Here is a 25,975-nt window from a genome sequence, read left to right on the forward strand (position 1 = left end):
AGCCCCATTCTGCCGCTACCGCCCGCTCCCCGGGTGAGAACGCGGGATCACGGCAGGCCCCACGGCGAACTCGGGCCGCTCGGCGTGACCGGCCGGACACCGAAGTCCGGCTGGTCACCCTTCCGGTGCACGAAGGCGTCCTCGCCGCGCCCGAGTTCGACTTGGACGTCCCCGGTGGCCAGCCGCCGCCACCGGCGGGCCCGGCCACGCGCGTCCGTGACCGCGAGTTCGCCCTCGATGCCCGGCCGCAGCACGCACGGCGCCCCGGCCTCGCTGTGCACCTTGAGCCAGCGCGTCTTGCCGCCCGCCCGGGACGCGCTGAGCAGGAACGCGCCCTCGGTGCGGAAGTCCCGCAGCGCGACGTCGCCCCACGCCGACGGGACCGCGGGGAACAACCGGAGCACGCCGCCCCAGCTCTGCACCAGCATGTCCTGGAGGGACTTCGCCGCCGAGAGCGGCGTCTCGATGACCGGCCCGGACTCCTTGTACATCGTGTTCGGCTGGATGTAGCGCCGCTGCAGCTCGCCGAGGTAGAACGCGGCCTGGTCGCCGCGCAGCATCTGCGCCGAGATCGACGCGGCCCCGGTGAACGTGTAGCCCTGCAGCGCGCCTTCGAAGCCGACCCAGTGGTTCAGCGACGTCTCGATGATCTGCCGGTGCTCCGGCTGCTCCCAGGTGACGTCGTGGAGCGGGTAGATCTGCAGCAGGTGCGAGTAGTGGCGGTGCGACTTCGCGAACGGCACCCCGGCGCCGATCATGTAGCCGTTCGCGTCGGCCGGGTAGCCGACGAGGTTCGCGAGGACGTCCCGCCACTTCGGCGCGAGCGGATCGCCGGGTGCGACCTGCAGGAGCGTCTTGCAGCCCCAGCGGATCAGCGAAAGGTCGTAGGTGCAGTCCGGGGCGTTGACGCCGTACTCGGGCGAGAACGTCGGCGGCAGGTGCAGCTTGCCGTCCGGCCCCGGGGCGAGGAAGTGCAGGTAGTAGCCGATCGCCCTGCGCAGCAACGGGATCAGCGTGCCGGTCAGCAGCTTCCGGTCCATCGTGTGCCGGTAGGACAGCCAGACGTTGTGCAGGGCCCAGGTCAGGTTGCCCACCTCGGGCGTCGGGGTGTCCTGCCCCGGAACGCCGACCGCGAACCCGCTGGTGGCATTGGAAACGCCGTTGAGCAGGGTCATGTCGGTCGTCCGCGGGATGCCGGCGGAGTCGGCCTGGTACGGCGACGCGACCTGGCTGGTGAGGTTCGCCCGGTACTTGTCCAGCGCATAGCTGACGGCGTCGAGTTCGAGGTGGTTGGAACCGTGGATCAGCCAGTATTCGAGCTGGACGTTGAGGTTCCACCAGGTCGCCGGCCACGGCGTGTTCTCCAGCCACGGCCCGGACGTCGCCATCACCGGCGCCTCCCGCCGGGCCGCCGAAGCGATCTTGTACAGCTGGATCCAGTAGAAGCTCTGCAGCCGGGTGTCCGGAACGGACATGAAACTGCCGCGGTAGTAGTCGTGCCACCAGCGCCGGTGGTCCCGGGTCAGCTCGGGGAACGCGGGCGCGCGGCGGACCGTGCCGAGCGCTCGCGCCACCGACGTCTTTTCCGGGTGCGACCACGCGACCGACGTGTACAGCGTGCGCGTGCCGCCGCGCGGCACCTCCCGCCAGGCCGTCACGTGCTCGCCGCCGGCCAGCAGCGGCTGGACGGCCAGCCGGGCGTCGCCGCTGGTCGTCAGGTTCACCGGCGGGTTCGCGGTGTAGCCGTCCGGCGGCGGCTTGTTCCACACCGGATCGGCGCGCGGGCTGACCGCCACCGCCGGGTGGAACACCCACTCGAAGCCGCGTTCGCCTTCGCTGGGCCGGACTTCGATCGCGAGCAGTGACTGTCCGGTGTGGACGATCGCGCGCAGGCTGAGGCTCCCGGCCGACGTCGTGATCGTGCCGGTCAGTTCGGCGTTCCACAGGTCCAGCCGCCAGTCGAGCGCGGTGATCGCGCCGACCGGCTCCAGGGTGAAGTACCCGACCGGCAGCCGGGCCAGGCCGAACAGCGAGCCGAACTCCGGCCGGTGGTCCTGCACCTGGCTGTGCTGGACGGTGAACCGGAGCGCGTTCTGCCCCGGCTCGGCGTAGACACCCGAGCCGAGGAACCCGTTGCCCAGGAACGGGCCCTCGTACCAGGTCTTCGGCAGGCGCCGCCAGCGCAGGTCCGCGGTGGCCAGGAACTCCGCCCAGCCGAAGTCGTCGCTGCCCGGTGCCGTCGCCGCGGCCGCCGGCGTCAAGCCGGCGGCGGCCAGCCCGGCGAGCGCGCCGCCGAGCACGGTTCTGCGGGTGATGTCCATTCCGGCCTCCTCGTCGAAGCGGGGTGTCAGTCCGGCAGGCCCCACGCGGGTGCCGCACCGAGCGCGGGAACGTCTCGCGGCGCGAAGTCCGGCCGCGTGCCCCGGGGTGCGACGACGGCGGTGCCGCCGCGCCGCAGCCCGATCGAGATCCGGCCCGGGCCGGTGGCGCGCCACGGCAGGTGCCGGCCGTGCTCGTCGCGGACGTCGACGTCCCCGGCGATGCCGTGCTGGAGGACCAGGGGTTCCCCGGCTTCACTGCGCACGCGGACGAACTCCGTGGTGCCCGCGCGGCGGGAGGCGTCCACGAGGAACGCGCCTTCCGCGCGCAGGCCCGAAATCGAGGCGTCCCGCCAGGTCGCCGACACCGACGGGAAGACCTTGAGCACGCCACCGGATCCCTGCAGCACCATGTCCACCAGGGACTGCGCGGCCGTGATCGGGCTTTCGACGGCGAAGTTCGAACCTTCGCGGTACATCGTGTTCGCGGTCAGCTCGGTGTCCGCGACGATGTTCCGGTCGAGGAAGAACTTCAAGTACCGCAACGCTTCTTCGGGTGCGTCCATCACGGATTTCATCGAAGACGCGGACGCGTAGCTGTAGCCGTGCCAGGCGGACTGGTCGGCGACCCAGTGGTCGAAGGTGCGGGTCATCAGGTCGCGGTCGGCGGGGTTGTCCCAGACCTTCTCCCGCAACGGGTACAGCCACAGCAGGTGGGAGAAGTGCCGGTGCGACGCGGCCAGCGGGACGCCGTCGCCGATCAGCACGCCGTTCGCGGGATCTTCGTGGTACGGCACGAGCTTCGCGCCGATCTCCTGCCAGGCCGGCACGCGCGGCTCGTTCAGGCGCAGGATCCGGGCCGTGTCGACGAGGGTGCGGGCGGCCCACCGGATCAGCGACAGGTCGTAGGTGCAGTCGGGGGCGTCGGCGTACTCCGGCGACCGGGTCAGCGGCAGGTGCAGGAAGCCGTCCGGGCCGGTGACCAGGAAGTGGCGGTAGAAGTTCAGCGCCTTCGCCAGCGTCGGGTACAGGACGTCGCGCAGCACGCTCCGGTCCATGTGGTGGCGGTAGGCCAGCCAGACGTTGTGCAGGCCCCACAACAGGTTCCCGGTCTGGTCGGTCTTGGACGTCGTCCCGGGGACGCCGACCGAGCGCGTGCCGCCGGGGCGCAGCCGCCAGTCCCCCGGGTGCGAAAGCGCGTAGGTGTCGCCGTCGCGGTACGCGGGGGGCACGGACGCCTCGAGGTTGGCGTGGTCACGCCGGAAGGTTTCGGTGACGGCGTCGAGTTCGGGGTGGTTGCTGCTGTTGACGATCGGGTACGTGACCTGGACGTTGAGGTTCCACCAGACCGCGGTCCAGCTGTTGCCGACCTCGGGGAACCACGGGCCCCACTCCGAGACGACGGGGCCGTCCGCGCGGGTGGCGGCCGCGATCTTGTACAGCTGGATCCAGTAGAACCGCTGCACCTGCTTGTCCGGCACCGAAACGAAGCTGCGCCGGTGGTAGTCGTTCCACCAGCGGCGGTGGCGCGCGAGCAGGAAGTCCGGGTTCAGGGCAAGCGCTTTCCGGACGCTGTCGAGCGCGGTCGCGGTGTGGTCGGTGCCGGGGAAGCTGTAGGCGACGGTCGCGGCGAGGAGCCGGCGGGCCCCGATCGCGCGTTCCCGCCACGCCGTCGTGTACCCGCCCCCGGCGAGCATCGGCTGCGCGCAGTACCCGTTCGCGACCTCGGGCGCGGGGTTCGCGACGTACTCGGGCGGCTTGCGGACGGTTCGCGTCGTCGCGGACTCCAGCGGTTGGAACGCCCACGCCGCACCGGCTTCGCCCGCGCTCGGTGTCATCGAGACGAGCAGCACACCGAGGTCGTTGTGCACGACGGCGGAGAAGGCGATCGAGCCCTGCGTCGTGGTGATGGTGCCGCCCAGCTCGGCGTTGTAGAGGTCGAGCGTCCAGTCGACGGCGGTGATCGCGCCGGCGAAGGTGAGCGTGAGGTAGCCGATCGGCAGCCGGGACAGGCCGATGCCTGCCTCCCACTGGATGCGCTGGTCCTGCACCTGGGTGTGGCTCAGCATCACCTTGAGCACCTGCGGTGCCTGGCCGGCGTAGACCTGCGCGCCGAGGTAGCCGTTGGCCAGGAACGGGCCTTCCTGCCAGTTCTTCGGCAGCCGCTTCCAGACCATGCGCGCATCGGCGGCGACCTCGCGGTGCGGGTTCGCGGCGGCCACCGCGGGCGGCGCGGCCCGGGCCCACAGACCACCGAAGGCCGCGGCGCCGGCCGCGACCGAGGCAGCACGGAGCACCGTCCGCCGGGACACTGAGTCCATGAAGCATCCTCCGAATTCATACTACGTTTCGTCGAGTTCAAGCGGCGGCGTCCGGTCATACTTGCAGAGGGACACCCAAAACGCCAGAGGAGTTCACTCGGAAAGCGGCAAAGACATCCGATGAATTATCGCGCCGGGAACTCTGGCCCCAGCTCGGACGTCTGGCCGGTATGGCCTTCCTCCGGTGGCCCGGGCCGGTGCCGCCGGCGGGAACGTTCGACCGGCTGGGCGTCGTGGCGGACTCGATCGCCGAGCTCTACGCGAAGCTGTCCGGGCCGGCGGTCAAGGCGTTCGGCACGCTGCCGCCCCTGCCCGCGGAACGCGACCCGCTCACCGGCGCCCAGCGGGTCGCGGCGGCGATGGCCCGCCACCTCGGCATCGGCGACGCCCGGGTGATCGTCGGCTTCAGCGCGCTCGGCGGGCACGTCGGCGAGGTCGAACTGGGGCCGGGCCCGGAGTACTTCGTGACCCTCAGCGCGCGCTACCAGGACGACCCGCGCGACATCCCGGCGGTGCTGGCGCACGAGGTGACGCACGTCTTCCTGCACCGCCACGGGCTCCGCCACGCCGACCTCGCCCGCCACGAAATCCTGACCGACACGGCGACGCTCTACCTGGGCCTCGGCCGGCCGATGCTGGCGGCGTACCGCGTCGACGACACGCAGGGGCGCTACACCCGCCGCCGGACGACGTCCCGGGTCGGGTACCTGTCGCCGCCGGAAATGGGGTACGTGCTGGCGAAGCGGGCGCTGGCGTTCGGCGAGGAGGTCCAGCCGTTCCCAGGCCCCGCGGCGGAGGCGTACCGGCTGGGCCGCAGCCGGGCGCTGGCGGACTACGCGCGTCCCCCGCTGTCCGGCGCGAGCCGCGCGGCCCGGGCGCGCTACCGGCAGGACCGCGACCACCACCGGCCGGCCGCGGACTACCGCTTCGACGGCGCCAAGGTCGCGTTCGCCTGCCCCGCCTGCGGCCACGGCACCCGGCTGCCGGTCGGCCGCTCGGTGCGGGCCCGCTGCCCGGTCTGCCGGTCGGTCTTCGGCTGCGAGACCTAAAGCGGCGGCAGCGCCGTCGATTCCAGCCAGCGGGTGAAGAACGCCGTCAACGGGCGGCCCGCGTACGCCTCCGCCGTCGTCACGAACTGGCCCGTCGTCACCAATCCGTGCCGGTGCTCGACCGCCCACGCCTTCAGCATCGCGAAGAACGCCGGGTCGCCGATCTCCGCTCGCAGGGCGTGCAGGGTCAGAGCACCGCGCTTGTAGACGCGCTCGTCGAACATGCGCGACACGCCCGGGTCGGCGATGCGGACGTCGGCCGGCTTGAGTTTCACGCGTGCGTGCCAGTCGCGGGCCAGTGCCTGCGCGGACGGGCCGCCGGACTCCTCCGACCACAGCCACTCGGCGTAGGTCGCGAAACCCTCGTTCAGCCAGATGTGCCGCCAGTCGGCCACGGTCAGGCTGTTGCCGAACCACTGGTGCGACAGCTCGTGCAGCACGAGCCGCTCGAAGGTGCGGCGGCCGTCGACGTGGTTGGCGCCGAAGATCGCCATGCCCTGCGCCTCGATCGGGTCGTCGAGGTCGTCGTCGGTGACGACGATGACGTACTCGTGGAAGGGGTACGGCCCGAACAGCCGCTGCAGGAACTCCATCATCCGGCCCTGCCGCCCGAAGTCGCGGTCGAACGCCCGGCGCAGCCGCGGTGGCACGGCGGCCCGCTGCGGCACGGTCTCGAAGACCGTCTCGACCTGCCCGCTCGCGCGCCCGAAGCCGAGGCTCAGCCGGCGCAGACCCACGCCCGTGTGCGGGAACCAGCCGCGGCCGGTCAGCTCGAGGTCGTCGTAGCGGCCGATCTGCACGCTCATCAGGTACGTCGCCGTCGGCTCCGGCCGGTCGAACACCCACCTCGTCGTGCTGGCCGACGTGGTCCGCTCGACGAGGGTGCCGGTGACCGCGACCAGGTACGGCGACGCCGTCGTCACGCTCACCCGGTACGACGCCTTGTCCGACGGGTGGTCGTTGCAGGGGAACCACGACGGCGCGCCGACCGGCTGGCTCGCCACCAGCGCGCCGTCGGTCAGCTCGTCCCAGCCGACGTCACCCCAGCGGCTGCCCACCGGACGCGGGTTGCCGACGTAGTGGACCTCCACGGTGAACGCGGCACCCACCGCGATCGGCTTCGCCGGCTTGACGTGCAGCTTCACCCCGCGCTTCAGGTACTTCGCGGGCCGCCCGTCGACCAGCACCCGGTTGATCCGGAACTCGCCGAAGTCGAAGCTGGCGCGGGAAAGCGCCTGCGTCGCCTCGGCGGTGATCACGGCCGAAGCCGACAGCCGGTTCGGCGCGACCTTGTAGTCGAGCGTGAGGTCGTAGTGCCGGACCCGGTATCCACCGTTGCCGTGGGCGGGGAGGTAGGGGTCCCCCGAGGTGTCCGCCCCGGGTGCGGGAGCCGGAGCCTTCGAAATCACCCGTGCCGAACCTTTCCTCGTACCGACGTACCAAACCAGGCTCGCACGCCACGGGTGAGTCCGGCGAGCCAGGTGGGTACTTCGTGACCTTCTACTTACCCGTCCACGCGGAGATCGGGTTGCCCAGCCAGCGCGTGTCGGCGGGCACCTCGTCGCCGCGGGTCACCAGCGAGCCCGGGCCGACCGTGGTGCGCGCGCCGATGCCGGCGCCCGGCAGCACGATGCCGTGCGGGCCGAGCGTCGCGCCCTCGCCGAGCGCCACGCGCGACATGCTCATGATCCGGTCGTGGAACAGGTGCGTCTGCACGACGCAGCCGCGGTTGATCGTCGCGCCGTCACCCAGCGCCACGAGGTCGGCCTCGGGCAGCCAGTACGTCTCGAGCCAGACGCCGCGGCCGATCTTGACGCCCATCGTGCGCAGCCACGCCGACAGCAGCGGGGTGCCGCCGATCGAGCCGATCAGCCACGGCACCGCGAGGGCCTCGACGAAGGTGTCGGCCAGCTCGTTGCGCCAGACGAAGGAGCTCCACAGCGGGTGGTCGATCTCGCGGAACTTCCCGACCAGCAGCCACTTCATCGCCGTCGCGGTCAGCGCCGCGACGACGCCGGCGGCCAGCAGGGCGGGCCCGGCCAGCAGCAGCGCGACGCCGAAGCCGAACGCCGTCGCCGCCCACAGCAGCCCGAAGGCGACCGAGACGGTCAGCGCGACCCCGCACATGACCGGGATGATCCGGCACAGCTCGACAAGCGCACGCGCCGCCTTCAGGTGCAGCGCCGGGGTGTAGGTGCGGCTCGTGTCGGCGGCACCGATCGCGCGGCGCACCGGCAGCGGCGGCATCCCGAGGTACGACGAGCCCTTCTTCGCCTTCAGCGGCGTCGAGGACAGCACACCCACGAGTCCGCGCTTCGGCACCGAACGGCCGGGCGCGGTCATCCCCGAGTTGCCGAGGAACGCCTGCTTGCCGATCCGCGCCGGGGCGACGTGCAGCCAGCCGTGGCCGAGCTCGTAGGTGGCGACCATGGTGTCGTCGGCCAGGAACGCGCCGCTGTCGACCTGGGTCATCTTCGGCAGCGCCAGGACGGTCGACGCCTCGACGTTGCGGCCCACCTTCGCGCCCAGCAGCCGCAGCCAGACCGGCGTGAACAGGCTGGCGTACAGCGGGAACAGGCCTTCGCGGGCCATGCTCATCAGGCGTTCGGTGGCCCAGACCTGCCACGCGACGCGGCCGTGCACCGGGTGGTAGCCCTCGACCATGCCGATGCTCAGCGACCGGACACCGACGAGCACCAGCAGCATGTACGCGCCGAAGTACGCCAGCGTCGCGACCGGCACGAAGACCAGCGCGCGGGTGAACGCGTACAGCAGCGTCGGGGCACCGGCGATCGCGGAGCCGAGCACGGCGACCCCGGCCAGCGCGGCGATGCCGGGCAGGAACCCGAGCAGCAACGAAGTCGCGCCGTAGACGGTGGCCCAGAAGTGCGACCGCGGGGGACGGCTCGACGGCCACTTCAGCGCGTCGCGCTCGTCCTTGGCCACGCGCGCGGCGGGCGAGCCGGCCCAGCGCTGCCCGGCCGGGACGGCGCCGCGGACGGTCGAGCCGGCCGCGATCTCCGCGCCCTTGCCGATGCGGACGCCCGGGAACAGCGTGCTGCGCGCGCCGATGCGGGCTTCCGCGCCGACGCGGACCTTGCCGATGTGCACGCGGTCGCCGTCGACCCAGTGGCCGGTCAGGTCGACCTCGGGTTCGATCGCCGCGCCGCGGCCCAGCTTGAGGAAGCCGGTGACGGGCGGCGGCGAGTGCAGGTCGACGTCCTTGCCGATCCGCGCGCCGAGCGCCTTCGCGTACGTCGTCATCCACGACGCGCCCGCGACGCTGTCCGCGCCGGAGAACTCGGCGAGCTTCTCGGCCGTCCACAGTCGCAAGTGGACACTGCCACCGCGCGGGTACGTCCCGGGGCGCACGCCCGAGAGCAGCACACGCGCACCGCCGGCGGCGATCGCGATCCGGCCGGCCGGGCTGAACAGCACCACCCAGGCCAGGCCGAGCCACGCCCAGTTCAGCGTCGGCGCCCAGGCGAACCCGAGCAGCGCGAGGACGTTCGACAGCGCGGCGGCGAGCGTCGCCCAGCGCAGCCCGACGAGACCCATCAGCGGGACCGTCAGCAGCGTCTGGATCACCCCGGCGCGACGCGGGGTCGGCGCGATGTCCCGGCGTTCGGTGGCCTGGCCGCTCAGCGCGTCCAGCATCGCGGCCAGCGCGCCCAGCTTGGGGTGGGCGTAGACGTCGGCGACCGACACCTGCGGGTGCCGGGTGCGGATGCGCGCGACCACCTGCGCGGCGGTCAGGCTGCCGCCGCCGTGGGTGAAGAAGTCGGCCTTCGGGTCGTCGACGGACACGCCGAGGATCTCGGCCCAGCCTTCGGCGAGCCAGGTCTCGGTCGGCGACAGCCCGGTCGCGTCCACAGTGGACAACGGCCACGGGAGCGCGGCGCGGTCGACCTTGCCGGAGGTGCGGGTCGGCAGGTCGTCGACGACGGCGAGCAGCGGCACCAGCGCGGCGGGCAGGTGCTCGCGCAGCCGGGTCGCGGACACGTCCAGGTCGAACGGGACCCCCGCCGCGGGCACGACGTACCCGACGAGGACCTGGTTGCCGGCCTTGGTGCGGCGGATCGCGGCGGCCGCGCCCTGCACGCCCGGCAGGGCCTGCAGCGCGGCGTCGACCTCGCCCAGCTCGATGCGGCGGCCGCCGAGCTTGACCTGCTCGTCGAGCCGGCCGAGGAACAGCAGGCCTTCTTCTTCCGCGCGGACCATGTCGCCGGAGCGGTAGGCGCGCTGCCAGCCCAGCGACGGCAGCGGCGCGAACTTCTCCGCGTCCTTCTCGGCGTCGAGGTAGCGGGCCAGGCCGACCCCGCCGATGACCAGCTCACCGGTCTCGCCCATGGCGACCGGCTGCCCCTCGTCGTTGACGACGGCGAGCTGCCAGCCCGAGAGCGGCAGGCCGATCCGGACCGGGCCCTCGCCGGTCAGCTGCGCGGCGCAGGCGACGACGGTGGCCTCGGTCGGGCCGTAGGTGTTCCAGACTTCGCGGCCTTCGACGGCGACGCGCTCGGCCAGCTCCGGCGGGCAGGCTTCGCCGCCGAAGATGAGCAGGCGGACGTCTTCGAGCGCGTCGGCGGGCCACAGCGCGGCCAGCGTCGGCACGGTCGAGACGACGGTGATCCGCTGCGCGACCAGCCACGGGCCGAGATCGACGCCGGTGCGGACCAGCGCGCGCGGCGCCGGGACCAGGCAGGCGCCGTGGCGCCAGGCCAGCCACATCTCTTCGCAGGAGGCGTCGAAGGCGACGCTCAGCCCGGCGAGGACGCGGTCGCCGGGGCCGACCGGCTCGTCGGTGAGGAACAGCTCGGCCTCGGCGTCGACGAACGCGGCCGCGGCGGCGTGCGTGACCGCGACGCCCTTGGGCTTGCCGGTGGAACCGGAGGTGAAGATGATCCAGGCGTCGTCGGCCGGGCCGGGGACGCCGTCGCGGCCGCCCGGCGTGGAGTGGACGGTGATCTTCCCGTCGGTCGCGACCGCGGCCACCTGGGCCTCTTCGAAGACCAGCTCGGCGCGCTCGTCCGGGTCGTCCGCGTCGACCGGCACGTAGGCGGCGCCGACGGACAGGGTGGCGAGGATCGCGACGTACAGCTCGGCGGTGCCGGAGGAGATGCGGATGCCGACGCGGTCGCCGAGGCCGACGCCGTACCCGCGCAGGCGACGGCCGTAGGCGTCGATCTCCTCGAGCAGGCGCCGGTAGGTCAGGGTGGTGCGGCCGTCGTCGATCGCGGCGGCGTTGGGGTGCCGCTCGGCGGTCTCGGCGACGATGTCGAGCAGGGTGCGCTCGCTGGCGCCGAGGCCGGACCAGAACAGCGCCCGCCCGGCGACGGAGGCCGGCGACGGCGCGGTGATCTCGGCGGCGGATTCGGCAGGCTCGATCGTGACGGTCATCGACCGTTCACCCCGGCCGTGAAGAAGACGTGCAGGGACAAACCATGGGCGCGCAAGCCCACCACTCACCTTTCGGGAGCCTCAACCGGGCTCGCTCTCCGGTTGAGGCGCCCGCAACGACCTTTCACCATACCCGCGGATTGCGAAAAGGTGTCCGCAGGGTCACGAGGGAGTGTCGGACCTCACGCGGGCCCGACACGGGGAGAAATCACCGCGTCCGGGCGGCCTTCCCACCGATTTTCGCCTTCGCCTTCTTCTCCCGGACCCGCACGTTCACCCGAACGGGACTGCCGGTGAACCCGAACTGCTCGCGGAACCGGCGCTCGATGAACCGGCGGTAGCCCGCCTCGAGGAAGCCGGTGGTGAACAGCACCAGCGTCGGCGGCCGGATGCCGGCCTGGGTCGCGAACAGCACCTTCGGCTGCTTGCCCGAGCGGACCGGCGGCGGGGTGGCCGCGACCAGGTCGGACAGCCACGCGTTGAGCTGGCCGGTCGGCACCCGCTGGTCCCACGACTTCAGCGCGGTCCGCAGTGCCGGCGCCAGCTTGCGCACCGAACGGCCGGTCAGCGCGGAGATGTTGACCTTCTCCGCCCACGGCACGCGGACCAGGCCGCGGTCCAGCTCGCGGACCATCGCGTGCCGGCGGTCCTCGTCGACCAGGTCCCACTTGTTGAACGCGAGCACGCAGGCGCGCCCGGCCTCGACGACCATGGTCAGCACCCGCAGGTCCTGCTCCGACAGCGGCTCGGCCGCGTCCAGCAGCACGATCGCGACCTCGGCCGCGTCGATCGCGGTCTTGGTGCGCAGCGAGGCGTAGTACTCGGCGCCGGCGGCGAAGTTGACGCGCTTGCGCAGGCCCGCCGTGTCGACGAACCGCCAGGTCTCGCCGTCCAGCTCGACCAGCGAGTCGACCGGGTCGACGGTGGTGCCGGCGACCGAGTCGACGACCGAGCGCTCCTCGCCGGAGAGCTTGTTGAGCAGGCTCGACTTGCCGACGTTCGGCTTGCCGACCAGCGCGACGCGCCGCGGGCCCGCCGTCGCGGCGCCGCCTTCGCGCGGCGACTCGGGCAGGGCCTTGAGGATGGCGTCGAGCAGGTCGCCTGAGCTGCGGCCGTGCAGCGCGCTGACCGGGTGCGGCTCGCCGAGGCCGAGCGACCACAGCGACGCGGTGTCCGCGAGCAGGCGGTCGTCGTCGACCTTGTTCGCGGCCAGCAGCACCGGCTTCTTCGAGCGGCGCAGCACCCTGGAGACGGCTTCGTCGGTGGCGGTGGCGCCGACCGTGGCGTCGATCACCAGCAGCACGGCGTCCGCGGTCTGCATGGCCAGCTCGGCCTGGGCGGCGACGGAGGCCTGCAGGCCGGTCGCGTCCGGTTCCCAGCCGCCGGTGTCGACCAGGGTGAACCGGCGGCCGCCCCAGAAGGCGTCGTAGGCGACGCGGTCGCGGGTCACGCCCGGCACGTCCTGCACGACGGCTTCGCGGCGGCCGAGGATCCGGTTGACCAGCGTCGACTTGCCCACGTTCGGGCGGCCGACGACGGCGAGCACCGGCTGCGCGAGCGCGGCCTCCTCGGCCAGCTCGGCCGCCTCGATCTGCGCGTCGAGCGCGGCGAACTCGGTCTCGTCCGACCAGGTGCCGTCGATCTCGCCGACGCTGTCCAGCGCCGCCGACGTACTTTCTTCCGCGGAGGCGGAATCAAACACTGCCATCACTACCCAATTTCCCTTATGGCGTAGCGAATCCGTTTTCGCTGCGCCAATCGTCCAAAGTCTTCACGAGCGCCGCGAGCTCGCCGCGGAGCTCTTCGGTGCCCTGGTCGAGCCCGGTCTTCCCGGGTCCGACCTTCGGCGTGAACGGCTCCCCCACGAGGATGTCCACGCGTGGGCGCCAGCGCCGCTTGCCGTCCGCCGGCTTGCGCGTGCCCCGCGTCGCGACCGGGAGCACGGTCGCGCCGGAGGCCCGGACCAGCCAGGCCGCGCCGCGTTCGGCCGCGCCGACGTCGCCCGCGCCGCGGGTGCCTTCGGGGAAGATCCCGACGACACCGCCGCCCTTGAGCACGCCGACCGCCGTCATCAGCGGCCTGCGGTCGATCTCGCCGCGCTTGAGCGGGATCTGCCCGATGGCCACCAGGAACTTCCCGGCGAGCCCCTTGAACAGCTCGGCCTTGACCAGGAACGCCGAACGCCGCGGCAGCATTCCGAAGATCAGCTGCGGCTCGATCATCGAACTGTGGTTGGCGATCACCACCACCGGCCCGGTGGCGGGCATCCGCTCGCGGCCGTGCACGCGGATGCGGAAGGCCGAGCGCAAATGGTACCGGGCGAAAATCCGCCCGGCGTCGTGGAGTGCGCCGACGGATCCCTCGGGGAGTCCGTCAGCTCTCATCGAGCTACCTCGGCGTTGCACCCCGCCAGCAGCCCGCGGTGGCTGGCGAGCTCGCTGAGGGCGACGATCACCTGGTCGATCGACAGTTCCGAGGTGTCGACGTGCACGGCGTCGTCGGCCGCGCGCAGCGGCGAAGCGGCGCGCGTGGAGTCGAGGTGGTCGCGGCGCTCGACGCTCGCCAGCGCGTCGGCGACCGACGACGACCGCCCGGCGGCGGTGTCCTGGGTGCTCCGGCGGGAGGCGCGGACGTCGGCCGACGCGGTCAGGAAGACCTTGAGCGGCGAGTCCGGCACGACGACGGTGCCGATGTCGCGACCCTCGACGACGATCCCGCCGCGGTGCCCGACGACGTCGTCGATGATCTGCCGCTGCCTGCCGACCAGCAGCTCGCGCACGTGCGGCACGGCGGAGACGGGCGAGACGGCCTTGGTGACCTCGGGGCCCCGGATGTCGGCGGCGACGTCTTCGCCGCCGAGCCGGATCTCGGGGCGCTCGGGGCTGGTCCCGATGCTGAAGTCCGCCTGGTCGGCGACGGCGGCGACGGCGGCCGGGTCGGCGGGGTCGACGCCGGCGCGCAGCACGGCGAGGGTGACCATCCGGTACATGGCGCCGGTGTCGAGGTAGCCCGCCCCGAGCCGGTCGGCGAGCTTGCGGGCGACGGTCGTCTTCCCGGTCCCCGAAGGGCCGTCCAAAGCGACCACACCTCGTAGCGCTCCCGTCACCGGCACTCTCCTCGCGTCCTCGTCCTCGTTCGGGCCGCCCCCCATTCTGCCGGTCGGGGTGCGGAGGAGATCAGTCGGCCCGCGCGCCGAAGCGGGCGACCACCAGCGCGAGCCGCTCCTCCCGGTGCCGCGGCGACAACCGGCGCCCGCGGTCGAGGGTGACCAACCCGTGCAGCGCGCTCCAGAAGACCTCGGTCAGCACGCCCGCGTCCTGGGTGCCCGCCACCGGCTCGATCACCGCGACCAGCCCGCCGTAGGCCTCCTGCATCACCTCCGGGGTGTCCTCCTGGGCGAACGGGAGCTCGGAGGCCAGCGTGAACATCGCGTCGTACAGGGCGGGCTTCTCGCCGGCGAACCGCACGTACGCGCCCGCGACCCCCGCGACCCCGCCTTCCCGGGCCGCCGCGAGCGCCGTGGCCAGCTCGGCGAAGCCCTCCAGGGCGGCCGCCGCCATGATCGCGTCCTTGCCGCCGGGGAAGTGGCTGTAGAGCACCGGCTGGCTGTACTCGATCAGGGCCGCGAGCCGCCGGGTGGTGACCGCGTCCCAGCCCTCGGCTTCGGCCAGCTCCCTGGCCGCGGTGACGATCCGCCGCCCGCGCTCGGTCCGGTCGCGCACACGCCGTTGTCGCTGGGTCATGGCGCTGATGCTAGCACCGCTAGACAAACTAGCGCCGCTAAGTTAGCGTTGCTAGCAATCCTAGCGATGCTAGAAAACTGGAGGGAACACCATGATCGTCACCGGCTACGTCCTCGTCGCACTCGTCTCGCTCGGCATCATCTACGTCGGGCTCAACTACCTCTTCGCGCCGGCCAAGATCGCCGCGGGCTTCGGTTTCACCGAGGTCCCCGAAAACGCCGAGAGCTTCCTCAACGTCAAGGGCGGCCGCGACGTCGGGGCCGGGCTGGTCCCGCTGGCCCTGGTGATCTACGGAGACCCGCACGCACTGGGCTGGGTCATCCTCACCGCGGCCCTCTGGCCCGTCTTCGACATGCTGATCGTCCTGCGCCACCGCGGGAAGAAGGCGGTGGCGTTCGCCGTCCACGGCCTGACCGCCGTCGTGATGGTCGTCGCGGCCGCGTTGCTCCTGCTCGGCTGAACGTCGCGAATCGGACAGGTGGGTTACGGTGGTTGGGTGAACGTCGAAGTAACCCCTCTTCCCGGCATCGGGGTCCGCAAGGACTTCAGCACCCGTACCGGCCGCCGCATCGGCGTCGTGTCGCAGCGGGACGGCCACACCGAGCTCATCGTGTCGAAGGCGGACGACGCCGACGCGTGCGCCGCCTCGATCCCGCTGACCGCGGACGAGGCGGGCACGCTCGCCAACCTGCTCGGGGCGCCGCAGCTGGTCGCGCAGCTCACCGAGGAGCACCAGGACCTACCGGGGATCAGCACGAAGCAGCTGCCGATCAAGCCGTCCGGCCCGTTCGACGGCCGTACGCTCGGCGACACGGCGATGCGCACCCGCACCGGCGTTTCGGTGGTCGCGGTGGCGCGGGCGGGCCAGGTCCACCCGTCACCCACGCCGGACTTCGCCCTCACCGGGGGTGACCTGCTGGTCGCGGTCGGCACGAGCGAGGGCCTCGAAGCCGCCGCCAAGATCCTCAAGTACGGCTGAGCGGCCGATGGACCACACCGCGCTGTCCCTGATCGAACTGGGGGCGGTCTTCTTCGTGCTGGGCGCGCTCGGGCGCCTGGCCGGGAAGATCGGCCTCTCCCCCATCCCGCTCTACCTGCTCGGCGGCCTCTGCTTCGGCTCCGGCGGGCTGATCCCGCTGACCGACATCGGCGGCTTCACCCACCTGGCCAGCGAAATCGGCGTCGTGCTGCTGCTGTTGCTGCTCGGCCTGGAGTACTCCGCGGCCGAGCTGTTCACCGGCCTGCGCCGCTCGTGGACGGCGGGCCTGCTCGACATCGTCCTCAACGCCGCGCCCGGTGCGGCGGTCGCGCTGCTGCTGGGCTGGGGCCCGGTCGGCGCGATGGTGATGGCGGGCGTCACGTACATCTCGTCGTCCGGCATCGTCGCCAAGGTGCTCGGCGACCTCGGCCGCCTCGGCAACCGCGAGACGCCGGTGGTGCTGTCGATCCTCGTGTTCGAGGACCTGGTGATGGCGCTCTACCTGCCGATCCTCACGGCGGTGCTGGGCGGCGTCAGCTTCCTCGGCGGCATGGAGGCCGTCGGGATCTCGCTCATGGTGATCACGGTGGTGCTGGTGATCGCGCTGAAGTTCGGCCGGTACGTCTCGGCCGCCGTCGACAGCCCCGACCGTGAGGTGTTCCTCCTCAAGGTCCTCGGCGCGGCTTTGCTGGTGGCGGGCATCGCGTCGGCGATGCAGGTGTCGGCCGCGGTCGGCGCGTTCCTGCTCGGCATCGCGATCTCGGGTTCGACGGCGGAGAACGCGACGCACTTGCTGGAGCCGCTGCGCGACCTGTTCGCGGCGGTGTTCTTCGTGGTGTTCGGCCTCAACACGAACCCGGCGTCGATCCCGCCGGTCCTCGGCTGGGCCGTGGTGCTGGCGGTGGTGACGACCCTGACGAAGGTCGGCACCGGCTGGTGGGCGGCGCGAAGGCAGGGCATCGGGAAGATGGGCCGCGCTCGCGCGGGAGCCGCGCTGGTGGCCCGCGGCGAGTTCTCGATCGTGATCGCGGGCTTGGCGGTGACGGCGGGCGCGGTCGAGGGCGAACTGGCGGCGCTGGCCACGGCGTACGTGCTGCTGATGGCGATCCTCGGCCCGACGGCCGCCCGGGTGGTGGAGCCGATCGCCCGCGCACTGCAACGCAAGTCGGCCGCGAAGACGGCCCCGGTCGAGGCGAACTGAAGCCGGTCCGCCCGGCCGGTTCGGCGGCCGCAATGGCTCGCGCGCCCGAAGGCTCGCCGAGCAGAAGATCAGGTCGCGGCGGCGATCGCCGCGCAACGCAAGTCCTTGCGCGGTGATCGCCGGACCGATCGAGGTCCGGAACATGCGCGGCCTGCTCTTCGCCGACGGCGTCATGGTGAAGCACATAGCCGGCGCGGCCGAAGTCAGACCTCGAGCGCCCAGCGCACGTACCGCTGCTTCGCCGTAAAACCCGCCTTCACGAAAACCCCGGACACCCCGGCCGGATCGGCCGAGTCGACGTTCAAGCTCGCCCGGTCGTACCCCGACCCCGCCGCGGCCCGCAGCGCGTGGGCCAGCAACGCGCCCGCCACGCCCCGCCGCCGGAACTCCCGCAGCGTCCCCACGACCATGAAGTGCGCGTCGCGAACGCCGGTCGCCGCCGTGTCGGCCTCCCACGACATCGTCACCAGTACGCCCACCGCGACGCCGGCGTGCCGCGCCAGGAAACTGATCTCCGGCCGGAACGTCTGGTTGACGATCTTGTTCCGCCACTGGTCCACCGGCATCGGCGCGGCACCCCAGAAGTCCCGATAGGCCTCGTTCCGCACCGAGCGGAAGTCCTCGTCGGCCGACGGCGACCACGCCTCGATCCGCAGCCCCGGCACGACGACGCCGGTCACGCCCGAAAGCGCGTGCTCCATCCGCTGGAAGTACCGGGCAGGCGCAAAACCCCGGGACCGCACGAGTTCCGGGACTCCGGCGATGTGCTCGGCCTTGTGCACGTCGACCACCAGCCGCAACCCCGGGTGGTGCCGGGCGTGCACCACCTTCGCCGCCGCCACGCCCGCTTCGAGCAACGCCGTCCCGATGCCGTGGCGGCGGTACGCGGGGTGCACGCCGCCGTCCAGGAAGACCCGGTGGACCTCCGTCGCGGACGCCTTGTGGCGGACCTTCATGTAGCCCACCAGCGTCTCGCCGTCGAACGCGGCGAGGCTCGCCCGCTCGAGGTCCGCGTACGGGTCGATCAGCTCCTGGCGCGTGTCCTCCGCGGTGTAGTTCTCCCCGATCCGGTCCACGGCCTCGATGGCGTTGAGCAGGTCGGCCGACGCCTGGGCGTCCGCGGGCACGAGCGGCCGCCACGTGAGTTCGCGCATCCGCCGACCGTAGCCACGGCGGAACCGCGCTGTCGCGCGGGTTTCCCGGCTACCGCAGGTCCGCCCGGGCCGCCGACGGCACGTGCTCGCCGCCGGCCGGGGCCGGGTGCGTGGTCGCCGCCGGGACGACGCCGGCCAGCGGGACCGACGCCGACGTCCGGGCCAGGTCCAGGGTCACCCGGCCCGGCTGGGCGGGGCCGCGGACGAAGCTGCCGTCCGTGCCGCCGATGATCAGCGCCAGCGCGTGCCCGCGCGGCACGACGTGGTCGGTCGAGGCCAGCCGGAACGTCATCGCGTACGCCGTGCCCGGGGTCAGCACCCGTTCCTGGGAAAGGGAAGCGTAGTTCGCGAGGTCCGCCCAGCCCCGGCTCAGGATCGTGTAGCTGACCTTCTTCACGTCCGCCGACGCGATCCGGTAGCAGGCGTCGTCCCCGGTCGCCGACGAGCCCCAGCAGTTCTCCGCCGTCCCCGTCTTGATCCCCTCGCCGCTGCCGGCGAAGTTGCGGATCGTCGCCGGGCCGAGGTCGACGAGCAGCGCCGACAGCCGCGCCGACGACGTGCTCGGCGTCGCCGTCACGGTCAGCGTCGTGGTCCCGGACACCTGGACGTCCGACGGCAGCGCCCCGGTCGAGTAGGTCAGCGCGGCGCTGCCCGGGTTCGTCACCCAGGTGTCCTCGCCCAGGTTCGGGTTGTCGGTGAAGGACGCCGTCCCGGACGCCGCCGAAGTGCCGAGCGTGCCGCCGGTGTGCGGCCGCAACGTCGTGGCCACCGCGTTCGCCGCCGGGTACGCGCTCTGGTCCACCCACTGGTCCGGCTGCCGCTCGACGCTCGCCTGCGGCCCGTTCTGGACGCCGTTGTCGATGCCGAGCAGGTAGTGGTCGAACCACCGGTGCAGCAGGTCGACCCAGTCCGCGCGCCGGTAGTCGAACGGGTCGACGTGCCCGGTCTGCGACAGCCAGATCTTCTTCTCGACGTTCAGCCCGGCCCACCACTGTCCGAAGTGGATGGTCTTGACGTTGAGGTCGTTGACGCCGTGGGAAAGCAGCACGCTGGCACGCACGTTGCCCGCGGTCCGGACGTAGTCGCGGTCCGCCCACAGCGGCCCGTAGTCGCCGTTGGCCGTGGCGCCCTGCCGGAGCACCTGGTTCTGCGCCGCGCAGTTCTGCCCGCTGTTGCGCGCTTCGACCGTCTGGGCCAGCCCGTCCGGGTTGAAGCCGAACGTCGCGCCGTCGGAGCGGTAGTAGTCGTACCAGGAGCTGATCGCCGAGATCGGCACGATGGTCTTCAGCCCGGCCACGCCGGTCGCCGCGACGCCGTTGGCGATCGTGCCGTCGTAGGACTTCCCGATCATCCCGACGTTCCCGGTGCTCCAGCCCGCGGTCACGGCGCTGCCGCCGGTCTTCGCGCTGTAGCCGGTCGCGCGGCCGTTGAGCCAGTCGACGACCTTGCGCGCCGAGTCGACATCCGAAGCGCCGCCGACGTCCGCGCAGCCCGCCGAGCGGTTGGTCCCGGCCAGGTCGACGAGCACCACCGCGTAGCCGCGGGGCACGAAGTAGTTGTCGTAGAACAGCGGGAACTTCACCGGCTTGCCGGCGCTGTCGTAGGACTTGAGCTCGCTCTCGTTGCCGCGCCCGCAGCACGAGTAGTACGGGCTGGCGTCCATGATCACCGGCACCCGCGAGGTCGCGCCGCTCGGGCGCACGATGTCCGCGGCGACGCGGTCGGACCGGCCGTCACCGTCGCCGTCGTGGCCGATGTCGACCCAGACCGTCTCCCGGATCGCCGACGCGTAGTCGTAGACCGGCTCGCTCCCCGCGGGAGCCGCGTCCGCCGGGGCCACCGCGCCGGACAGGAGCACCGCGAGGATTCCGCACACCACTCCGAGTCGCATGCCCGTCACGCTAGCGAGCCGGGGAACGCGCGCACCACGGCGGAAAGTCGGGGGTACGTTGGCGGTCGTGACGGAGTCCCTGCCCGCCGTGAGCCGCACCGCGGTCGGCGTCGCTGCGTTGCGCGCCGCCGAGAGCCGCCGCCCGGACCGCCTGTTCGACGACCCGTACGCGGCCGCGTTCTTCGAAGCGGGCCGCTCCGCGCTACCGGACGCGTCGCCCAGCGGACCGCAGGCCGGCCTCGGCGCGCTGTTCTACCCGCAGGTCGTGATCCGCACCCGCTTCTACGACGACCACCTGCTCGGCAGCGACTGCACGCAGGTCGTGCTGCTCGCGGCCGGGCTGGACACGCGGGCGTTCCGGCTGACCTGGCCGGCCGGCACCCGGCTGTTCGAGCTGGACCTGCCGGAAGTGCTGGCCTTCAAGGACGACGTGCTCGACGAGCAGGACGCCGAGCCTTCGTGCGAACGCGTCGTCGTGCCCGCGGACCTGCGGGAAGACTGGGCGACCCGGCTGCGCGGCGCCGGGTTCGACCCGGCCGCGCCGACCGCGTGGCTCGCCGAAGGCCTGCTGATGTACCTGACGCCCGAGGAGGCCGAGCGGCTGCTGACCACCGTCGGTGAGCTGTCCGCGCCGGGCAGCCGGATCGCGTTCGAGCACCGGCCGGGCACGCCGCCGGACAGCCTGATCGCCCGCGCGAAGGCCGCCGCGGGCGGCGAGCACGTCACCTCGCTGTGGCGGGGCGGGCTCGGCGGCCGGGCACCGGAGTGGCTGGCCGCCCACGGCTGGGCGCCGTCGACGGTCACCCGCGCCGAGCTGGCCGCCGCCCACGGCCGGCCGTCGGACGACGACGCGACCGCCGGCGGCTTCGTCACCGCCGTACGAGATCAGAGCTCGACGTTGCGGTAGAGCGCCCCGACCTCGCCCTTCGTCAGCCGCCGGATCGAGCCGACGCGCTGGTTGCCGAGCTGGACGTCGCCGACCGCCGTGCGGACCAGCTTGAGCACCGGGTGGCCGGTGTCCTTGAGCAGGCGGCGCACGATGTGCTTCTTGCCCTCGTGGATGACCAGCTCCACCAGCGACTTGCCGGAGTGCATGTCCTTCACCCGGAACTGGTCGACCTTGATGATGCCGTCAGGCAGCTCCCAGCCGTTGCGCAGCTCCTTGCCGAGCCCGCGCGGCACGAGGCCGTCGACCTCGGCGAGGTAGGTCTTGAGCACCCGGTAGGACGGGTGCATCAGCCGGTGGCCGAGGTCACCGTCGTTGGTCAGCAGCAGCAGGCCCTCGGTGTTCTCGTCGAGCCGGCCGACGTGCACGACGCCGGGGGTCTCCTCGTACCGGCCGGCGAGGTAGTCGCCGACGCACGGGCGGCCGCGGTCGTCCGACATCGTCGAGTGGACGCCCTTGGGCTTGTTCAGCGCGAGGTAGATCAGGTCGTCGCGCAGGTTCACGCGGGTGCCGTCGACGTGGATGACCGCCTCGTCCGGGTGCACCCGGCGGCCCAGCTCGGTGACGACCTCGCCGTCCACCTCGACCCGCCCGGCCGCGATCAGGTCTTCCGCCGCGCGCCGGGAGGCGACCCCGGCCTGCGACAGCACCTTCTGCAGGCGGATGCCGTCGGGGTGTTCACTGGATGTCATCGATGGTGTCCACTTCGGGTAGCAACGGAGCGATGGCGGGCAGGTCGTTCAGTGACGACAGCCCCAGTCGCTCCAGGAACAGCTCGGTCGTCACGTACAGCGTGCCGGTCGTGTCGGGGTCGGTCCCCATCTCTTCGATGAGGCCGCGCGCGAGCAGCGTCCGGATCACGCCGTCCACGTTCACGCCGCGCACCGCGGCGACCCTGGCCCGGGTCACCGGTTGCCGGTACGCGATCACGGCGAGGCTCTCCAGCGCGGCCCGGGTCAGCTTCGACCGCTGGCCGTCCAGCAGGAGCTTCTCCACGAACGGGGCGTAGACATCCCTAGTGTAGAACCGCCACCCTTCGCCGACGCGCCGCAGGTCGATCCCGGACGTCCGGTCGGTGAACTTCTGCGCCATGGTGCGCAGCGCGACGACGATCCGCGCCTTCGGCTGCTCGAGCGTTTCGGCGAGCAGTTCCTCACTGGCCGGCGAGTCGACGACGAGCAGCAGCGACTCGAGCGCGGCTTCCAGGGCCTCGTCGGAGTCGACGTCCGGCAGCAGGCTGATGTCCCCGCTGGCGACCAGGTCGGACTCGGGATCATCGGGCCCCGGCTCCCCCTCGGCCGCATCGCTTTCCCGTGAAAACTCCCCCTCGGGATCCGCACTTTCACGTGAAAGTGCGCGCTCGGGATCCGCACTTTCACGTGAAAGTGCGGGCTCGGGGGTGGTCACCTCGGCGACGGGTTCCAGCGGCGACCCGTCCTCGTCCACCGGCTCGCCGGACAGGGCCTCGTCCAGTGCCAGCTCCGCCGCGGCCTCGTCCACCACCGGCTCGTCCGGCGCCGGTGCTTCGGCCACTTCGTCGTTCTCGGGGTTCACCCGTACTCCTCTTCGTCTCCGGCGGCGCGGTCCAGCTCGGCCGCCGCGGAGGCTTCTTCCCTGGAACCGCCCGTCCAGCGGACGTGCAGTTCGGCCAGTGCCTCGCTCTGCTCGAACTGAACCGTCGCCTCGCGGTAGAGCTCCAGCAGCGCCAGGAAGCGCGCGACGACCTCCACCGTGTGGTCGCAGTCGTCGACCAGTTCGCCGAACGTCGCCTGGCCGCGCTCGGCCAGCATCACCCGCAGGATCGCCGCGTGCTCGCGCACCGAGATGCGGCCCATGTGGATGTGGGCGATCGACACCGTCGGCGGCGGCTTCGGCTTGAACACCGCGACCGCGATCTCGGCGAACTTGTCCGGCGTCACCCCCAGCATCACCTCGGGCAGCAACCCGACGAACCGGTCCTCCAGCGCCACCGACCGCGGGTAGCGCCGCAGCGCGCCCTGTTCCAGCTCGCCGAACAGCGCCGCCACCTGCTTGTACGCGCGGTACTGCAGGATCCGCGCGAACAGCAGGTCACGGGCCTCGAGCAGGGCGAGGTCGTCCTCGTTCTCCACCTCGGCCGAAGGCAGCAGCCGCGCCGCCTTGAGGTCGAGCAGGGTGGCCGCGATGACCAGGAACTCCGTCGTCTCGTCGAGGTTCCAGTCGGCGCCCAGCGCGCGCGTGTAGGCGATGAAGTCGTCGGTGACCCGGTGCAGCGCCACCTCGGTGACGTCGAGCTGGTGCTGCGAGATGAGCTGCAGCAGCAGGTCGAACGGCCCTTCGAAGTTGGCCAGCCGCACCTTGAACTTCGACGTGCTCAGTTCTTCGGTGTTGACGCCTTCGGGGATCATCCCGCCGTGCACCGTCTGGTGCTCTTCGGGGACCTGTTCCTCCGGAGCCGGTGCCGGCTCGTCCATCAGCCCTCGGTTTCGCCGCCGTCTGAGCCGACCACCCGCAGCCGTTGCACCAGCACCGACTCTTCGCCGTTGGCGTCGAAGTCGGCCAGCAGCACCGCCACCGCCTCGCGGACCAGCCGGCCGCGGTCGACGACCAGCTCGTGCTTGGCGCGCAGCGTCAACCGGGCCTGCTCCATGGCCACGAGCTCGTCGCCGGAGACGTACACCGTGATCTTCGCGTCGTGCTTCGTCCGTCCCGACCCGTGCGGGGCCGCGCTGCGGGCCAGCTGTTCGGTCCGGCCGTTGCCCGCGGGCTTGGCCTTCTCGGCGGGCTCGACGGGCGCGGGCGGCGCCTGGGGCGGGAGATCGAGGGCGGGACTGGAGGTGATCCTGAAGAGTTCCGACGCTCCGGGCAGGGAAGCGCGCCTGCTCACCGAGCGATCACCTCGCGGGCCAGCTGGCGGTACGCCGCCGCGCCGGCCGACTTGGGCGCCCAGGTCGTGATCGGCTCACCCGCGACCGTCGTCTCGGGGAACCGCACCGTGCGGTTGATGACCGTGTCGAACACGGTCTCGCCGAATGCCTCCACCACGCGAGCCATGACCTCCTTCGAATGCAGGGTTCTCGGGTCGTACATGGTGGCGAGAATCCCGACTATGTCCAGTTTGGGGTTGAGGCGTTCCTGGACCTTCTCGATGGTGTCGATCAGGAGGGCGACGCCTCGCAGACTGAAGAACTCGCACTCCAGCGGGATGATCACGCCGTCCGCGGCGGTCAGCGCGTTCACCGTGAGCAGGCCGAGCGAGGGCTGGCAGTCCACAAGAACATAGTCGTAGTCGTTCATGACCGGACGCAGGACCCGTAACAACGTGTGCTCGCGCCCTACCTCAGCGACGAGCTGGACCTCCGCCGCGGACAGGTCGATGTTGCTCGGCAGCAGGTCAACGCCGTCCACGCGGGTTTTCATGAGCACGTCGGTGGCACTGACCGACCGCTCCATGATGGCGTTGTAGACCGTGTGGTCCAGTTCGTGCGGCTGGATGCCGAGGCCGACGGCGAGCGCGCCCTGCGGGTCGAAGTCGACGAGGAGCACCTTGCGGCCGTACTCGGCGAGGGCGGCACCCAGGTTGATGGTCGACGTCGTCTTGCCGACGCCGCCCTTCTGGTTGCACATCGCCATGATCTTGGCCGGGCCGTGCCGGTCCAGCGGCGCCGGATCGGGGTGCTCGCGGATCGGGCGGCCGGTCGGCCCGATACCCTCGAGCTTGACCTTCTTGCCGTTGCGTTCCGGCTGCTGCGGTTCGTCGCCTTCGTGGATCGCGGGCGTGGCGATGGTGACCTGGCTGAGGTTCGCCGCCGCCGACCCGGCGGACTCGGCCGTTGCGGCCGGCTGGTTCGGTGTCGACATGGCGCGAAAGCTCCTTGTTCGTCAGCGTCCGCCGCAGCCTATGCGCGGAGTCGGAGCCCCGGCAAAGCAACGCGCCGGACTCGACGGGGCAATGTCACTCGACCGTCGGTCCAGCGTATGAAGGCTGTTCGCGCTCTATAGGGCCGTCTAGCCCAACGCCCGCGGGTGCGCCGTGGCGTACACCTCGCGCAGGGTGTTGACCGTGACCAGCGTGTACACCTGCGTCGTCGTCACCGAGGCGTGGCCGAGCAGTTCCTGGACGACGCGGACGTCGGCGCCGCCCTCGAGCAGATGCGTGGCGAAGGAGTGGCGGAGCGTGTGCGGCGAGACGACGGCCGCGATCCCGGCGCGGCCGGCGGTGTCCTTGAGGACCTGCCACGCGCTCTGCCGCGAGAGCCGGCTGCCGCGGGCGTTGAGGAACAGCGCCGCGGTGCCCCGGCCGCGCGCGGCGAGCGCCGGCCGCGCGCGCACGGTGTAGGCGTGCACCGCGGCGAGCGCGGGCCGCCCGATCGGGACCAGCCGCTGCTTGCCGCCCTTGCCGTCGAGCAGCACCGTGCGCTCGGCGTCGTCGACGTCGTCGAGGTCGAGGCCGACCGCTTCGGAGATCCGGGCCCCGGTCGAGTAGAGCAGCTCCAGCAGCGCCCGGTCGCGCAGCGGGCGTTCGCCGTCCGGCGGCGGGGTCTCCAGCAGCCGGAGGACGTCGTCGACGGGCAGGGCCTTGGGCAGCCGCTTCGCCGGCGTCGGCGGGCGGACCTCGCGGGCCGGGTTGTGCTCGGTGAGGCCCTCGGCGTGGGCGAACTTGTGCAGGCCCCGCACGGCGACCAGGGCCCGCGCGGCCGACGACGCGGCCAGCGGCTTGTGGTCCTCGTCGCCTTCGCGCAGTGCGGCGCCGAAGGACGTCACGTGCGCCGGGGCGACGTCGGCGATCTTCCCGATGCCCGCGCCGTCGAGGTGCGCGGCGTACCGGCGCAGGTCGCGGGCGTAGCTGTCCAGGGTGTTGCGCGCGGTCCCGCGTTCGACGACCAGGTGGTCGAGGTACGCGGCGATCACGCCGTCCGTGCTGCCCGGGGCTGCCACGCCGTCACCTTAGGCCGCGCGGCGCTCGTGACCCGGCAGAAACCCCGTTCGGTTACCTT

Annotated in this window: 21 protein-coding genes; 5 read left to right on the forward strand and 16 right to left on the reverse strand. The window is 72.1% G+C overall.

Features of this window, described 5'->3' with window-relative positions; genetic code table 11:
• Nucleotides 1-47 precede the first annotated feature (47 nt).
• Nucleotides 48-2,321 (reverse strand): Tat pathway signal sequence domain protein, encoded by a 2,274-nt coding sequence (locus tag AB0B33_RS16175; RefSeq protein ID WP_360771932.1) that lies wholly within the window; start codon nt 2,319-2,321, stop codon nt 48-50.
• 26 nt (nt 2,322-2,347) lie between these two features.
• Nucleotides 2,348-4,639 carry a glycoside hydrolase family 95-like protein gene (locus AB0B33_RS16180; RefSeq protein ID WP_360771935.1) on the reverse strand — a complete coding sequence of 764 codons (2,292 nt, stop codon included), beginning with the start codon at nt 4,637-4,639 and terminating at the stop codon, nt 2,348-2,350.
• Nucleotides 4,640-4,809: 170 nt separating this feature from the next.
• Between AB0B33_RS16180 and AB0B33_RS16185 the strand changes: the two genes are divergently transcribed.
• The gene (locus AB0B33_RS16185; protein WP_360771937.1) at nt 4,810-5,688 is read left to right on the forward strand and encodes a hypothetical protein; all 879 of its coding nucleotides are present in this window, start codon (nt 4,810-4,812) and stop codon (nt 5,686-5,688) included.
• Here the strand turns inward: AB0B33_RS16185 and AB0B33_RS16190 are convergent.
• The 6 genes from AB0B33_RS16190 to AB0B33_RS16215 form a co-directional block, all read right to left on the reverse strand.
• Entirely contained in the window at nt 5,685-7,097 is a 1,413-nt protein-coding gene (locus AB0B33_RS16190) for a M1 family metallopeptidase (RefSeq protein WP_360771939.1), read from the reverse strand. The two genes, AB0B33_RS16185 and AB0B33_RS16190, sit on opposite strands and share 4 nt — an antisense overlap.
• A 91-nt stretch (nt 7,098-7,188) precedes the next feature.
• Nucleotides 7,189-11,085 (reverse strand): Pls/PosA family non-ribosomal peptide synthetase, encoded by a 3,897-nt coding sequence (locus tag AB0B33_RS16195; RefSeq protein WP_360771942.1) that lies wholly within the window; start codon nt 11,083-11,085, stop codon nt 7,189-7,191.
• A gap of 208 nt (nt 11,086-11,293) precedes the next feature.
• On the reverse strand, nt 11,294-12,793 hold the full coding sequence (gene der, locus AB0B33_RS16200) for a ribosome biogenesis GTPase Der (RefSeq protein WP_360771945.1): 1,500 nt from the start codon (nt 12,791-12,793) through the stop codon (nt 11,294-11,296).
• Between the two features lie 16 nt (nt 12,794-12,809).
• Nucleotides 12,810-13,469, reverse strand: coding sequence for a lysophospholipid acyltransferase family protein (locus tag AB0B33_RS16205; RefSeq protein WP_360771948.1), 660 nt, complete (start codon nt 13,467-13,469; stop codon nt 12,810-12,812).
• Nucleotides 13,466-14,170 carry a (d)CMP kinase gene (cmk, locus tag AB0B33_RS16210; RefSeq protein ID WP_247025068.1) on the reverse strand — a complete coding sequence of 235 codons (705 nt, stop codon included), beginning with the start codon at nt 14,168-14,170 and terminating at the stop codon, nt 13,466-13,468. The genes AB0B33_RS16205 and cmk overlap by 4 nt, the downstream gene beginning before the upstream one ends.
• 91 nt (nt 14,171-14,261) lie before the next feature.
• On the reverse strand, nt 14,262-14,828 hold the full coding sequence (locus tag AB0B33_RS16215; RefSeq protein WP_247021594.1) for a TetR/AcrR family transcriptional regulator: 567 nt from the start codon (nt 14,826-14,828) through the stop codon (nt 14,262-14,264).
• A gap of 91 nt (nt 14,829-14,919) precedes the next feature.
• On the opposite strand from AB0B33_RS16215, the gene AB0B33_RS16220 reads away from it, so the two are divergent.
• From AB0B33_RS16220 to AB0B33_RS16230, 3 genes are read left to right on the forward strand one after another with little or no spacing between them, the layout of a single operon-like run.
• Nucleotides 14,920-15,288 carry a DUF4267 domain-containing protein gene (locus tag AB0B33_RS16220; protein ID WP_247021592.1) on the forward strand — a complete coding sequence of 123 codons (369 nt, stop codon included), beginning with the start codon at nt 14,920-14,922 and terminating at the stop codon, nt 15,286-15,288.
• A 36-nt stretch (nt 15,289-15,324) separates the two neighbouring features.
• A complete protein-coding gene (locus tag AB0B33_RS16225; protein WP_247021590.1) occupies nt 15,325-15,807 on the forward strand; it encodes a TrkA C-terminal domain-containing protein in 483 nt (160 codons plus the stop codon).
• A 7-nt stretch (nt 15,808-15,814) separates the two neighbouring features.
• Nucleotides 15,815-17,008 carry a cation:proton antiporter gene (locus AB0B33_RS16230; protein WP_360771953.1) on the forward strand — a complete coding sequence of 398 codons (1,194 nt, stop codon included), beginning with the start codon at nt 15,815-15,817 and terminating at the stop codon, nt 17,006-17,008.
• A 203-nt stretch (nt 17,009-17,211) separates the two neighbouring features.
• Here AB0B33_RS16230 and AB0B33_RS16235 read toward each other — a convergent pair whose 3' ends face one another.
• Together AB0B33_RS16235 and AB0B33_RS16240 are read right to left on the reverse strand one after the other, a co-directional pair.
• Nucleotides 17,212-18,162, reverse strand: a complete 951-nt coding sequence (locus AB0B33_RS16235) for a GNAT family N-acetyltransferase (RefSeq protein WP_360771956.1) — start codon at nt 18,160-18,162, stop codon at nt 17,212-17,214.
• A gap of 49 nt (nt 18,163-18,211) precedes the next feature.
• Nucleotides 18,212-20,053 (reverse strand): Xaa-Pro dipeptidyl-peptidase, encoded by a 1,842-nt coding sequence (locus AB0B33_RS16240; protein ID WP_360771958.1) that lies wholly within the window; start codon nt 20,051-20,053, stop codon nt 18,212-18,214.
• Nucleotides 20,054-20,120: 67 nt separating this feature from the next.
• Between AB0B33_RS16240 and AB0B33_RS16245 the strand changes: the two genes are divergently transcribed.
• A complete protein-coding gene (locus AB0B33_RS16245; RefSeq protein ID WP_360771961.1) occupies nt 20,121-20,960 on the forward strand; it encodes an SAM-dependent methyltransferase in 840 nt (279 codons plus the stop codon).
• Here AB0B33_RS16245 and AB0B33_RS16250 read toward each other — a convergent pair.
• The 6 genes from AB0B33_RS16250 to xerD form a co-directional block, all read right to left on the reverse strand.
• Entirely contained in the window at nt 20,939-21,691 is a 753-nt protein-coding gene (locus tag AB0B33_RS16250; RefSeq protein WP_247021580.1) for a pseudouridine synthase, read from the reverse strand. The genes AB0B33_RS16245 and AB0B33_RS16250 overlap by 22 nt on opposite strands.
• Entirely contained in the window at nt 21,678-22,553 is an 876-nt protein-coding gene (scpB, locus tag AB0B33_RS16255) for an SMC-Scp complex subunit ScpB (protein WP_360771963.1), read from the reverse strand. Before scpB ends, AB0B33_RS16250 begins: the two co-directional genes overlap by 14 nt.
• Nucleotides 22,550-23,452 carry a segregation/condensation protein A gene (locus AB0B33_RS16260; RefSeq protein ID WP_360771966.1) on the reverse strand — a complete coding sequence of 301 codons (903 nt, stop codon included), beginning with the start codon at nt 23,450-23,452 and terminating at the stop codon, nt 22,550-22,552. Before AB0B33_RS16260 ends, scpB begins: the two co-directional genes overlap by 4 nt.
• The gene (locus AB0B33_RS16265) at nt 23,452-23,865 is read right to left on the reverse strand and encodes a cobyrinic acid a,c-diamide synthase (RefSeq protein WP_360771969.1); all 414 of its coding nucleotides are present in this window, start codon (nt 23,863-23,865) and stop codon (nt 23,452-23,454) included. The genes AB0B33_RS16260 and AB0B33_RS16265 overlap by 1 nt, the downstream gene beginning before the upstream one ends.
• Nucleotides 23,862-24,839, reverse strand: a complete 978-nt coding sequence (locus tag AB0B33_RS16270; RefSeq protein ID WP_247021572.1) for a ParA family protein — start codon at nt 24,837-24,839, stop codon at nt 23,862-23,864. The genes AB0B33_RS16265 and AB0B33_RS16270 overlap by 4 nt, the downstream gene beginning before the upstream one ends.
• A 147-nt stretch (nt 24,840-24,986) precedes the next feature.
• Nucleotides 24,987-25,889 carry a site-specific tyrosine recombinase XerD gene (gene xerD / locus AB0B33_RS16275; RefSeq protein ID WP_360772042.1) on the reverse strand — a complete coding sequence of 301 codons (903 nt, stop codon included), beginning with the start codon at nt 25,887-25,889 and terminating at the stop codon, nt 24,987-24,989.
• Nucleotides 25,890-25,975: the final 86 nt, after the last annotated feature.

Source organism: Amycolatopsis sp. NPDC049159 (genome assembly GCF_040648295.1).
In the GTDB taxonomy this organism is placed as follows: Bacteria; Actinomycetota; Actinomycetes; order Mycobacteriales; family Pseudonocardiaceae; genus Amycolatopsis; species Amycolatopsis pretoriensis_A.

Coding starts and splice junctions, on each gene's coding strand:
- AB0B33_RS16260 (WP_360771966.1), bottom strand. CDS start 23,452: ATGGACGAGCCGGCACCGGCTCCGGAGGAACAGGTCCCCGAAGAGCAC.
- AB0B33_RS16240 (WP_360771958.1), bottom strand. CDS start 20,053: ATGCGACTCGGAGTGGTGTGCGGAATCCTCGCGGTGCTCCTGTCCGGC.
- AB0B33_RS16270 (WP_247021572.1), bottom strand. CDS start 24,839: ATGTCGACACCGAACCAGCCGGCCGCAACGGCCGAGTCCGCCGGGTCG.
- AB0B33_RS16220 (WP_247021592.1), top strand. CDS start 14,920: ATGATCGTCACCGGCTACGTCCTCGTCGCACTCGTCTCGCTCGGCATC.
- AB0B33_RS16175 (WP_360771932.1), bottom strand. CDS start 2,321: ATGGACATCACCCGCAGAACCGTGCTCGGCGGCGCGCTCGCCGGGCTG.
- der (WP_360771945.1), bottom strand. CDS start 12,793: ATGGCAGTGTTTGATTCCGCCTCCGCGGAAGAAAGTACGTCGGCGGCG.
- AB0B33_RS16250 (WP_247021580.1), bottom strand. CDS start 21,691: ATGACATCCAGTGAACACCCCGACGGCATCCGCCTGCAGAAGGTGCTG.
- AB0B33_RS16215 (WP_247021594.1), bottom strand. CDS start 14,828: ATGACCCAGCGACAACGGCGTGTGCGCGACCGGACCGAGCGCGGGCGG.
- AB0B33_RS16235 (WP_360771956.1), bottom strand. CDS start 18,162: ATGCGCGAACTCACGTGGCGGCCGCTCGTGCCCGCGGACGCCCAGGCG.
- AB0B33_RS16205 (WP_360771948.1), bottom strand. CDS start 13,469: ATGAGAGCTGACGGACTCCCCGAGGGATCCGTCGGCGCACTCCACGAC.
- AB0B33_RS16180 (WP_360771935.1), bottom strand. CDS start 4,639: ATGGACTCAGTGTCCCGGCGGACGGTGCTCCGTGCTGCCTCGGTCGCG.
- AB0B33_RS16185 (WP_360771937.1), top strand. CDS start 4,810: ATGGCCTTCCTCCGGTGGCCCGGGCCGGTGCCGCCGGCGGGAACGTTC.
- AB0B33_RS16230 (WP_360771953.1), top strand. CDS start 15,815: ATGGACCACACCGCGCTGTCCCTGATCGAACTGGGGGCGGTCTTCTTC.
- AB0B33_RS16195 (WP_360771942.1), bottom strand. CDS start 11,085: ATGACCGTCACGATCGAGCCTGCCGAATCCGCCGCCGAGATCACCGCG.